Origin of the sequence: Streptomyces sp. NBC_00299 (assembly GCF_036173045.1) — a bacterium.
Lineage (GTDB): Bacteria > Actinomycetota > Actinomycetes > Streptomycetales > Streptomycetaceae > Streptomyces > Streptomyces machairae.
Window position 1 is genome coordinate 2725146 of the sequence record NZ_CP108039.1, and the last position, 11656, is coordinate 2736801.

Here is an 11656-nt window from a genome sequence, read left to right on the forward strand (position 1 = left end):
CCGCTTGGCTGCGCCGCTGGACCCGGGCGCCTATGAGCTCGGGGCGCTGGGGAGAACGGCGACTGCGGGTGGGTGGGGGGCTGGCCGCGCAGTTCCCCGCGCCCCTGGGGCCTGCGGCCCCCGGCCAGAAACCTCTCAGCCCGCCACCGCCACCGACGGCTCGCCGCTCGCCACGCCGTCCGCCTCCATCTGTTCGGCGATCTTCATGGCCTCCTCGATGAGGGTCTCGACGATCTTGGACTCGGGGACGGTCTTGATGACCTCGCCCTTGACGAAGATCTGGCCCTTGCCGTTGCCGGAGGCGACGCCGAGGTCGGCCTCGCGGGCCTCGCCGGGGCCGTTCACGACGCAGCCCATGACGGCCACGCGGAGCGGGACCTCCATGCCCGTGAGGCCTGCCGTGACCTCCTCGGCGAGCTTGTAGACGTCGACCTGGGCGCGGCCGCAGGACGGGCAGGACACGATCTCCAGGCCGCGCTGCCTGAGGTTCAGGGACTCCAGGATCTGGTTGCCGACCTTGACCTCCTCGACCGGCGGGGCCGAGAGGGACACGCGGATGGTGTCGCCGATGCCCTGGGAGAGCAGGGCGCCGAAGGCCACGGCCGACTTGATCGTGCCCTGGAAGGCCGGGCCCGCCTCGGTCACGCCGAGGTGGAGGGGGTAGTCGCACTGGGCGGCCAGCTGCCGGTACGCCTCGACCATCACGACCGGGTCGTTGTGCTTGACCGAGATCTTGATGTCCCGGAAGTCGTGCTCCTCGAAGAGCGACGCCTCCCACAGGGCCGACTCGGCGAGCGCCTCGGGCGTCGCCTTGCCGTACTTCTGGAGCAGACGGCGGTCCAGCGAGCCGGCGTTGACGCCGATGCGGATCGGGGTGCCGTGGTCCTTCGCGGCCCGCGCGATCTCCTTGACCTTGTCGTCGAACTGCTTGATGTTGCCGGGGTTCACGCGGACCGCCGCACAGCCGGCCTCGATCGCCGCGAACACGTACTTCGGCTGGAAGTGGATGTCCGCGATCACCGGGATCTGGGACTTGCGGGCGATCGTGGCGAGCGCGTCCGCGTCGTCCTGCGTCGGGCAGGCCACGCGCACGATCTGGCAGCCGGAGGCCGTGAGCTCCGCGATCTGCTGGAGCGTGGCCCCGATGTCGGACGTACGCGTGGTCGTCATCGACTGGACCGAGACCGGCGCGTCTCCGCCGACCGCCACGGTGCCGACCTGGATCTGGCGGGTCCGCCGGCGCTCGGCGAGCCTGGTCGGAACGGACGGCATGCCGAGAGAAATCGCAGTCATCTGCTGTGCAACCCCAAGTCGTGGATCAAGGTCCGGTCCCGTCAGCAGCGGGCCCCAGGCTTCGAGATTACGGCACCGATCCTCAGCCCAGCACATCACGGCCCGTAAACCCACTCAATGGAAGGCGGCCCGGGACATACGATCCCGGGCCGCCTCGAACTCCGTATGACTAGGAGATTCTGACTGGGTTAACCACGTCCGCCACGAGCACGAGCAGCGTGAAGCAGACGAAGATTCCGGCCACCACGTAGGCCACCGGCATCAGCTTCGCCACATCGAACGGACCCGGGTCCGGGCGGCGCAGCACCTTCGCCGTGTTGCGGCGCAGCGACTCCCACAGGGCGCCCGCGATGTGGCCGCCGTCGAGCGGCAGCAGCGGGAGCATGTTGAAGAGGAAGAGGGAGAGATTGAAGCCGGCCAGGAGGAAGACGAACGTGGCCAGCTGCTGCGACGCCGGGATGTCCAGCGTCGCGATCTCGCCGCTCACCCGCGCCGCGCCCACGATGCCCATCGGGGAGTCCGGTTCGCGCTCCCCGTCGCCGAAGGCCGCGTCCCACAGGGCGGGGACCTTGGAGGGCAGGGCGATGAGGGAGTCGACGGCCTCGCCGACCCGGTCGGACATCCAGGTCACCGAGTCGCCGAAGTCCTGTTTGACGACGCCGGTGGCGGCGCTGAAGCCGAGGAAGCCGGCCTGGACGTAGTCGTCCTTGACGTAGGCCCCGCTCGCGTCCTTCTTCACGACCCAGTTGGTGGCGATCTTCGCGTGCAGGGTCACTTGCTCGCCCTTGCGGTCGACGACGATCGGCACCTCCTTGCCGGCGCTGTCGCGGATGAGGTCGGAGAGGGAGTTCCACTCCTCGGTCGGTACCCCGGCGAAGGAGACGATCTTGTCGCCCGCCTTCATGCCCGCGGCGGCGGCCGGCGACTTGGGGTCGGAGGCCTTGCACTCGTCGCGGTTCTGGGTCTGGGCGATGACGCACGGGGAGACCGAGCTCACGGTGGTCGTCTGCTGCTGGATGCCGAAGCCCATCAGCACGGTGAGGAACAGGGCCACCGCGAGGATGAGGTTCATGAAGGGGCCCGCGAACATCACGATGACCCGCTTCCACGGCTTGCGCGTGTAGAAGAGGCGGCTCTCGTCACCCGGCTTGAGCTCCTCGAACGCGGCCGAGCGGGCGTCCTCGATCATGCCGCGCCAGGGGGATGTGGAGCGGGCCTCGAGGCGGCCGTCCGGTCCCGGCGGGAACATGCCGATCATGCGGATGTAGCCACCGAACGGGATCGCCTTGATGCCGTACTCGGTCTCGCCCTTGTTCCGCGACCAGATGGTGGGGCCGAAGCCGACCATGTACTGCGGCACGCGGATGCCGAACAGCTTGGCCGTGGACAGGTGGCCCAGCTCGTGCCAGGCGATCGAGGCGAGCAGCCCGACCGCGAACAGCACTATGCCGAGGATGAACATCAGGGTCGTCATGCACGGGCCTCCGCCGTGTGTGCCGCCAGTTCCTGTGCCCGCCTGCGGGCCCAGGTCTCCGCTTCGAGGACGTCCGCGACGGTGAGCGAAGTTCCCGCGCGCGGGGTGCCGTGCTCCTCCACCACCCGGGTCACGGTCTCCATGATCCCGTTGAACGGCAGCGCGCCGGCCCGGAAGGCCTCCACGCACTCCTCGTTTGCCGCATTGAACACCGCCGGTGCCGTGCCCGCGAGCTCGCCCACATGGCGCGCCAGGTTGACCGAGGGGAACGCGTCGTTGTCGAGGGGGAAGAACTCCCACGTCGACGCCTTGCTCCAGTCGAACGTCGGCGCGGCATCGGGGATGCGCTCCGGCCAGCCGAGGCCGATGGCGATCGGCCCGCGCATGTCGGGGGGCGTCGCCTGGGCGATCGTGGATCCGTCGGTGAACTCAACCATCGAGTGAACATACGACTGGGGATGCACGACCACCTCAATGCGGTCGAAGGAAATGTCGTAGAGGAGGTGTGCCTCGATGACCTCCAGGCCCTTGTTGACGAGGGTCGCGGAGTTGATCGTGATCACCGGGCCCATGGCCCAGGTGGGGTGGGCCAGGGCGTCCTCCACGGTCACCTGAGCCAGGTCCGCCTTCGAGCGGCCCCGGAACGGGCCCCCGGACGCCGTGACGACCAGCTTCCGCACGTCTGCCCTCGACCCGGACGCCAGCGCCTGGAACAGGGCCGCGTGCTCGGAGTCGACGGGGATGATCTGCCCGGGCTTGGCCAGCTCCTTGACCAGCGGGCCGCCGACGATCAGCGACTCCTTGTTGGCGAGCGCGAGGGTGCGGCCCGCCTCCAGGGCGGCGAGGGTGGGGGCGAGGCCGATGGAGCCGGTGATGCCGTTCAGAACGGTGTGGCAGTCGGAGGCGGCGACCTGGGTGGCCGCCTCGGGGCCCGCGAGGATCTCGGGGAGCGGCTCCCCCGTGCCGTACTGGGCCTGCAGGGCCTCCCGCAGCGCCGGTACGACGTCCTCGCGGGCGACCGCGACGGTCTGCGCCTTCAGCCGGTACGCCTGCTCGGCGAGGAGGGCGACCCGGCCGCCGTTGGCGGACAGGGCGGTGACCCGGAACCGGTCGGGGTTGCGCAGCACGAGGTCGATGGCCTGGGTGCCGATCGAGCCGGTGGAGCCGAGGATCACCACGTCCTTGGGGCCGTCGCCCGCTACGGGGTCGTAGACCAGATGCGGGTCGGCGAGTGGGGCTGGACTGTCGCTCATCCCCCCATTGTGGCCGGAAGGGCTGACAGGGAGGACAGGGCATCCCCATCCGGCAGGTAACAGGATGGTGAGGGGTCACTGCGGGCAGTGACCCCTCAAGGCTTCTCCGGCCCTCGAAGCGTCGGTCACCTGATCGGACGGTGCACGTTCTCCCGCTCGCTGGGGCCCGGCGTCGCGTCGGCGATCCAGGGGGCGCCGTCGTCCGACGGGTCGACGATGCCATGCTCCAGCCACTCGTACGTGCCCGACATCACGCCCTTGACGACCTTGCGGTCCAGGTCGTCGGTGTTGGACCACAGGCGGCCGAAGAGCTCTTCGATCCGCAGGCGGGCCTGCTGGCAGAAGGCGTCGGCGAGCTGGTAGGCCTCGCGGCCGTGCTCGCCCTGGCCGCGCAGGTGCTCGGCGCGCACGCACACCGCGCTCATGGCGAACAGTTCGGCGCCGATGTCGACGACACGGCCCAGGAAGCCCTGCTTGGTCTCCATGCGGCCCTGCCAGCGGGACATGCCGTAGAAGGTGGAGCGGGCGAGTTTGCGGGACGTGCGTTCGACGTAGCGAAGGTGCGGGGAGAGGTCGACGCCGCGCTTGAACTCACCGTACGAGTACGGCAGTTGCCCCTGACCGGCGACCAGCTTCGGCAGCCACTTGGCGTAGAAGACGCCGGCGTTCGCGCCTGCCTTCGCCTTGTCCTGGAGGGACTTGTCGGGGTCGATGAGGTCACCGGCGACCGAGAGGTGGGCGTCGACGGCCTCGCGGGCGATCAGGAGGTGCATGATCTCCGTCGAGCCCTCGAAGATGCGGTTGATGCGCAGGTCGCGCAGGACCTGCTCGGCGGCGACCGGGCGCTCGCCGCGCGCCCTGAGCGACTCGGCCGTCTCGAAGCCGCGGCCCCCGCGGATCTGGATCAGTTCGTCGGCGATCGTCCAGGCCATCTCGGAGGCGTAGAGCTTGGCGAGGGCGCCTTCGATGCGGATGTCGTTGCGGTCCTCGTCGGCCATCTGCGAGGCCAGGTCGGTGACGGCCTCCAGGGCGAAGGTGGTGGCCGCGATGAAGGAGATCTTCGAGCCGACGGCCTCGTGGTGGGCGAGCGGCTTGCCCCACTGCTCGCGGGCCGCGGACCACTCGCGTGCGATCTTCAGGCACCACTTGCCGGCGGCGACGCAGGACGCGGGGAGCGAGAGCCGTCCGGTGTTCAGGGTCGTGAGGGCGATCTTCAGGCCCGCGCCTTCGGGGCCGATGCGGTTGGCGGCAGGGACGCGGACCTGGTGGAAGCGGGTGACGCCGTTCTCGATGCCGCGCAGACCCATGAAGGCGTTGCGGTTCTCGACGGTGATGCCGGGCGAGTTGGTCTCCACGACGAAGGCGGTGATGCCGCCCTTGTGACCCTCGGACTTCGGCACCCGGGCCATGACGACGAGGAGGTCGGCGACCACGCCGTTGGTCGTCCACAGCTTGACCCCGTCGAGGACGTACTCGTCCCCGTCGGGAACGGCGGAGGTGGCCAGGCGCGCCGGGTCGGAGCCCACGTCGGGCTCGGTCAGCAGGAAGGCGCTGATGTCGGTGCGGGCGCAGCGGGGCAGGAACTGTTCCTTCTGCTCCGGGGTGCCGAACAACTTGAGCGGCTGCGGTACGCCGATCGACTGATGGGCGGAGAGCAGCACGCCGATCGCGGGGGACGCCGAGCCGGCCAGGGTGAGGGCCTTGTTGTAGTAGACCTGGCCGAGGCCGAGCCCGCCGTACTTGGTGTCGATCTTCATGCCGAAGGCGCCGATTTCCTTCAGACCGTCGATCACGTCGTCGGGGATGCGCGACTCGCGCTCGATGAGGGCGCCGTCGACCTTCGTCTCGACGAAGTCGCGGAGCTTGGCGAGGAACTCCTCGCCGCGCTGGGCGGCCTCGTCGGTGGGCATGGGGTGGGGGTGGATGAGGTCGAGTCGGAAGCGGCCCAGGAACAGTTCCTTGGCGAAGCTGGGCTTGCGCCAGTCCTGCTGCCGGGCCTCCTCCGCCACCTGACGTGCCTCACGCTCAGTGACAGTGGGCTTCGTGGGTGCTGCGGACATGAGGCTCACCTCGCCGTGAATCGGGATCATGGGCCGTTTGGTTACCGACGGGTGCTACCCGATCGTATGTACCCGATTACGGGCGGGGCCACCACCCTGCGCGCGTCCGTTCAGCCGATGTTGACGGAGTACGCCTCGGTGTCCAGGCCGTCGGCGCCCGGAGAACGGGCGCGGTCAGAGGTGTTGCGGCGGCAGGGCCGTCCGGGGGACGGTGCCCCTGGAGAGGAAAGCTGTCGAAGCGCTTCGATAACCTATGGACACCCGGCCTCGCCAGAGCTAGTGTCAAATCACCCTCACACCCGCCCCTGTACGCATCGGCGCACTGTCGAAGCGCTTCACAAGAGCTTGGAGAGCCGGATGGTCACCCTCGCCGAGGTCGCCCAGCACGCCGGAGTCTCGGCGAGCACGGTGAGCTATGTCCTCAGTGGCAAGCGGTCCATCTCCACGACCACCCGGCACCGGGTCGAGCAGAGCATCCGCGAACTCGGCTACCACCCGAACGCGGGCGCCCGTGCCCTGGCCAGCAGCAGGTCCAACATCATCGCGCTGATGATCCCGCTGCGCACCGACATGTATGTGCCGGTGATGATGGAGATCGCCATCGCGGTGGCCACCACGGCCCGCACGCACGGCTACGACGTCCTGCTGCTGACCGGCGAGGAGGGCCCCGACGCCGTGCGCCGCGTCACCGGCAGCGGGCTCGCCGACGCGATGATCCTGATGGACGTCCAGCTGGACGACGAGCGGCTGCCGCTGCTGCGCGGCACCGATCAGCCGTCCGTGCTGATCGGGCTGCCCGCCGACACCTCCGGGCTGACCTGCGTCGACCTCGACTTCAAGGCGACCGGCGCGCTGTGCGTGGAGCATCTGGCGAAGCTGGGGCACCGGGACATCGCTGTCATCGGCGAGGCGCCGGCCGTCTATGAACGGCACACCGGTTTCGCGGAGCGCACGCTCGACGGACTGCGGCTGCGTTCCCAGGAGTTGGGGCTCCGGCTGCTGCACCGGCCCTGCGACGGCGGGTACGACGCGATGGCCGTCACCCTCGCCCGCATCCTCGACGAACGCCCGGGCACCACCGGGTTCGTCGTACAGAACGAGTCGGCGGTCGAGCCGCTGCTCGCGCTGCTGCGCCAGCAGGGCCGTGCCGTGCCCGAGGACGTGTCGGTGGTCGGCATCTGTCCCGACCAGGTGGCCACCCAGGCCTCGGTGCGGCTGACGTCGGTCTCCATTCCCGCGCAGGAGATGGGCCGGCACGCCGTGGAGCAGCTGGTCGCCAAGCTCGACGGGCGCGGCAGCGAGGAAGTCCTGCTGATCGCGCCCGAGTTGACGGTCCGGGCGAGCACGGGCCCGGCGCCGGCCGCCGCCCACTGACACCTCACCGGCCCCACCCCACCCCCACCGACCGCTGCACCGCCGTGCCCCAGCCGGGCACCCCCATGTCTGCATTCGCTGCCCTCCTGAGGAGCACACCTCGTGAATCAGCCTGCCGAAAACCAGCCCCAGCCAGGCACGGTCAGCCTCGCGCAGTCGTCCCCGACCGTCGGCACGTTCCGCGAGCGGGACGGCGCGCTGGAGTGGTGCGGCCGCCAGGAGACCGTACGCGTCGAGCCGTGGGGTCCGGACGCGGTCCGGGTGCGTGCCCGGCTCGGCGGCCCGGTCCTCGAAGGACTGCCGGGCGCGCTCCTGGAGTCCGCCCCGCCCACCGAGTCCGCCGTCAAGATCGAGGACGGGCTGGGCACGCTGACCGTCGGCGCCCTGACCGTCCAGGTCGACGCCGAGGGCCTGATCCGGTTCCTGCGCACGGAGGACGGCGAGGAGGTGCTCGCCGAGGAGCGCGCCCACTTCTGGTGGCCCGGCCCGCGCCTCTACACCGCCGTGGGCAACGGCCACCACCGCCTGGAGCAGCGCTTCGCCGCGTACGACGACGAGAAGCTGTACGGCCTCGGCCAGCACCAGCACGGCCGCCTCGACCAGAAGGGCCTGGTCCTCGACCTCGTCCAGCGCAACGCCGAGGTCGGCATCCCGGTGCTGTCGTCCAGCCGGGGTTACACCCTGCTGTGGAACAACCCGGCGATCGGCCGCGTGGAGCTCGCGCACAACGGCACCCGGTGGGTCGCCGACTCGGCCCGCCAGATCGACTACTGGATCACCGCGGGCAGCCCGGCCGACGGCCAGCGGCGCTACAGCGCGGCGACGGGCCGTACGCCGATGCTGCCCGAGTGGGCGGCGGGCTTCTGGCAGTGCAAGCTGCGCTATCGCACGCAGGACGAACTCCTCGCGGTGGCACGGGAGTACAAGCGCCGGGGCCTGCCCCTGTCGGCGATCGTCTGCGACTTCTTCCACTGGACGCACCTCGGCGACTGGAAGTTCGACCCGGCCGAGTGGCCCGACCCTGCGGCCATGGTCCGTGAACTGACCGAGCTGGGCGTCAAGTTGGTGGTCAGCGTCTGGCCGTCGGTGTCGCCGCTGAGCGAGAACCACGCCGTGATGGAGCAGCGCGGCTACTTCATCGGCACCCAGTACGGCCCGATGGCACACGCCGACTGGCCCGACAAGGAGGTGGCCTCCACGGTCCAGGTGGCCTTCTACGACGCCACGAACCCGGACGCGCGTGAGTTCGTGTGGTCGAAGGTGCGCGACAACTACCTCGTCCCGTACGGCATCACGGCCTTCTGGCTGGACGCCTGCGAGCCGGAGCTGAAGCCGGGCTTCCAAGAAAACCTGCGCTACTGGACGGGGCCGGGCCTGGAGGTCGGCAACAGCTACCCGGCCGAGAACTCCCGCACCTTCCACGAGGGCCTGCGGGCACAGGGCGAGGAGGTCATCACCCTCAACCGCTCGGCCTGGGCCGGCAGTCAGCGCTATGGCGCCGCCCTGTGGTCCGGGGACATCGGCACCGACTTCCCGACCCTGCGCCGCCAGCTCGCGGCCGGACTCAACACCGCGCTGTCCGGCATCCCCTGGTGGAACACGGACATCGGGGGCTTCCACGGCGGCGACCCGGACGACCCGGCGTACCGCGAGGTCATGGTCCGCTGGTTCCAGTTCGGCGCGCTGTCCCCGCTGATGCGTCTGCACGGCTTCCGCGACCCGGGCACACCGCTGGGCCCGGAGATGACCGGCGGCCCGAACGAGGTGTGGTCGTACGGCGAGGAGGCCCGCCCGATCCTGGAGAAGTACCTGCGGCTGCGCGAGCGCCTGAAGCCGTACGTCCTGGAGGTCATGCGCGAGGCCCACGAGGAGGGCCTGCCGGTGATGCGGCCGCTGTTCCTGGAGTTCCCGGACGACCCGGCGGCCTGGTCGGTCGACGACGCCTATCTCTTCGGCCGCGATCTGCTGGTCGCCCCGGTGCTGACGGCGGGCGCGACGACATGGACGACGTATCTCCCGGCGGGCGCGCGCTGGACGGACGCGTGGACCGGGGAGACGTACGAGGGCGGTGCGACCGTGACGGTCGACGCCCCGCTGGACCGCATCCCGCTGTTTCTGCGGGACGGGGCACGGCTGCCGGTGGCTCAGTAGCCGTCTCGGAGGGGGTGGCCGGACGGTGGAGGTCTTCCGGTCACCCTCTCGGCCACTCGTCCAACTCGCCTCTCCAGCACGTCAGTTCATCGGGATAGAGTCGCCGCATGTCCTCGCCTCCCCTCGCCCTCACTCTCGCCAACCAGCTGCTGCGGCCGGGGTTCGGATCCCGTCGCGGTCCCGACCGGATCTTCGACCGGATCGTCGTGGAGGCGGGAGAGGCCAAGGGGGACCGGCAGTTCGTCGACGACTTCCGGCTGCTGCTGGGCTGGTGGGCGAGGGCCGAGAACCTCACGCCGGTCGGCTGGCAGTCCGCTCAGGTCTTCGTGCGCCGGCATCTCGCGAATCGGGCGCGGGTGCGGGCTCTGGTCGCCGAGCACCCGGAGATCGAGCGGGAGCCGATCGAGAAGCCGGTGTTCGTCGTGGGCCTGCCGCGTACCGCGACCACCGTCACGCACTCCGTCCTGTCGCTCTCGGCCGAGCACCGCAGCCCTGTGCTGTGGGAACTCCTCGCCCCCGGCCTGGAGCCGTCGCCCCGTGAGCGCCGGAAGGCGGTCACCGCAGGCCGCCGCATGGTCCAGGGAACCAACCTGTTCGCACCGCGCTTCCGCGACATCCACGCGATGGCCGCCGAGGGCCCCGAGGAGTGCACCTTCGCCCTTCCGCACGCCCTGATGCCGCTGTCGCAGGTGCTGATACCGGAGTACGTGGAGTGGTACCGCGCGCGGGACTTCACCGACGACTACCGGTACCTCAAGCAGGTGTTCCAGGTCCTGCAGTACGGCCGCCCGCGGCACCGCTGGATGCTCAAGTCCCCGCTGCACCTGGGCAACCTCGACGCGCTGCACACGGTGTTCCCGGACGCCACGATCGTGTGGTGCCACCGCGACCCGGTCACCGCCGTGGCCTCCTTCTGCAGCCTGATCGAGCACGGCATGGCCGTCAGCACCCGCCCCCTCGACCTGCACGGCATCGGCGCCACCTGGTCCGGCCTGCTGAGCCGTGCCATGCGACGCGGCCTCGCGGCCCGTGCCGCCCTCCCCCGCGAGACGGTGGTCGACGCCCCGTACTCCTGGCTCGGCGCCGAGCCCGCCACGGGTGCCCCCAAGCTCTACGACGCCGTCGGCGCACGCTGGACCGACACCGAGGCCGCCCGCCTGGCCGGCGCCGTCGCCCGCCCGAAGGGCACCCGACCGCACCGCTACGACCTGGCCCGCTACGGCCTGACCCGCGCCGAGGTGGAGGAGGCCTTCGCGGACTACAACGCGCTGCGGGCCGAGGTCGACCGCGTCTGAGGCGGAACGCGGACCGGCCCCGGCCCTGCTGACGGGTCAGCTGCTGCTGACGGTCAGGTTGTTCGTGGCGAAGTCGAGCCCGCCGGACGACGAGGTGATCTCGTAGCCGAACTGCACGTCACCGATGGTCTCGCTGCTGGACATCCAGCCCTTGGTGTTGGCGATCCAGCTGAGGATCGGCTTGATGTCCACGCTGCCCGAGGTGGAGTCGGACGTCCGCAGGAACGAGAAGACCTCGTTCGCGCCGTTGTTGCCCTTGTAGACGGTCCAGGTGTGACCGCCGAGCGCGACATTGCCCTGCGAGGTGCCGAGCGGGCCGACGGCGCCGTTGTAGTTGACCCAGAGCATGATCTCGTAGTCGTAGTCGGTGTCCCAGATGTCGTACGACGTGTTGTACGCGCCGGACGACGGGACGGAGACGTTGTAGCTGCTGGTGAGCGAGCCGAGGGAGGCGATCGTCTTGTTGATCACCTTCTTGGAGTTGGGGTAGGACTTGATGCCGCCCGTGCCCGGGTGGTTGGCCCAGACACCCCAGTTGGTGCCGGAGTTGGCCCAGATGCACTGGCTGCCGGCGCCGGAGCCCCAGATGTTGTTGTAGAGCGTGTAGCCGTTCAGGCTGGTGTTGCCCCACTGGTCGCAGGAGTTCCAGACGGCGGCCGAGGCGGGGGCGGAGGCGAGCCCGACGGTGGCACCGAGGGCCATCGCCGGGGCCAGCACGGCCGTGGTGATCTTGCGTAGTGCGCTCTTTGCCATGGT

At 70.1% G+C, this 11656-nt stretch carries 8 protein-coding genes; 3 read left to right on the forward strand and 5 right to left on the reverse strand.

What is annotated here, in order from left to right:
- Nucleotides 1-135: 135 nt before the first annotated feature.
- The 4 genes from ispG to OHT51_RS11850 all read right to left on the reverse strand — a co-directional run bounded on the left by ispG (nucleotide 136) and on the right by OHT51_RS11850 (nucleotide 6080).
- Nucleotides 136-1293 (reverse strand): flavodoxin-dependent (E)-4-hydroxy-3-methylbut-2-enyl-diphosphate synthase, encoded by a 1158-nt coding sequence (ispG, locus tag OHT51_RS11835; RefSeq protein ID WP_328878882.1) that lies wholly within the window; start codon nucleotides 1291-1293, stop codon nucleotides 136-138.
- A gap of 169 nt (nucleotides 1294-1462) precedes the next feature.
- A complete protein-coding gene (locus tag OHT51_RS11840) occupies nucleotides 1463-2755 on the reverse strand; it encodes a M50 family metallopeptidase (RefSeq protein WP_328884302.1) in 1293 nt (430 codons plus the stop codon).
- Between the two features lie 8 nt (nucleotides 2756-2763).
- Nucleotides 2764-4020 carry a 1-deoxy-D-xylulose-5-phosphate reductoisomerase gene (gene dxr, locus OHT51_RS11845; RefSeq protein ID WP_328878883.1) on the reverse strand — a complete coding sequence of 419 codons (1257 nt, stop codon included), beginning with the start codon at nucleotides 4018-4020 and terminating at the stop codon, nucleotides 2764-2766.
- A gap of 125 nt (nucleotides 4021-4145) precedes the next feature.
- Nucleotides 4146-6080, reverse strand: a complete 1935-nt coding sequence (locus tag OHT51_RS11850) for an acyl-CoA dehydrogenase family protein (RefSeq protein WP_328878884.1) — start codon at nucleotides 6078-6080, stop codon at nucleotides 4146-4148.
- Between the two features lie 357 nt (nucleotides 6081-6437).
- Here OHT51_RS11850 and OHT51_RS11855 point away from each other — a divergent pair, with 357 nt between their 5' ends.
- From OHT51_RS11855 to OHT51_RS11865, 3 genes are all read left to right on the forward strand, one after another.
- Nucleotides 6438-7454 (forward strand): LacI family DNA-binding transcriptional regulator, encoded by a 1017-nt coding sequence (locus OHT51_RS11855; protein ID WP_328878885.1) that lies wholly within the window; start codon nucleotides 6438-6440, stop codon nucleotides 7452-7454.
- A gap of 102 nt (nucleotides 7455-7556) precedes the next feature.
- Nucleotides 7557-9605, forward strand: coding sequence for a glycoside hydrolase family 31 protein (locus tag OHT51_RS11860; protein WP_328878886.1), 2049 nt, complete (start codon nucleotides 7557-7559; stop codon nucleotides 9603-9605).
- 107 nt (nucleotides 9606-9712) lie between these two features.
- On the forward strand, nucleotides 9713-10900 hold the full coding sequence (locus OHT51_RS11865; protein WP_328878887.1) for a sulfotransferase family protein: 1188 nt from the start codon (nucleotides 9713-9715) through the stop codon (nucleotides 10898-10900).
- 36 nt (nucleotides 10901-10936) lie between these two features.
- Here the strand turns inward: OHT51_RS11865 and OHT51_RS11870 are convergent, their stop codons facing one another.
- On the reverse strand, nucleotides 10937-11653 hold the full coding sequence (locus OHT51_RS11870; RefSeq protein ID WP_328878888.1) for a glycoside hydrolase family 12 protein: 717 nt from the start codon (nucleotides 11651-11653) through the stop codon (nucleotides 10937-10939).
- Between the last annotated feature and the right edge of the window lie 3 nt (nucleotides 11654-11656).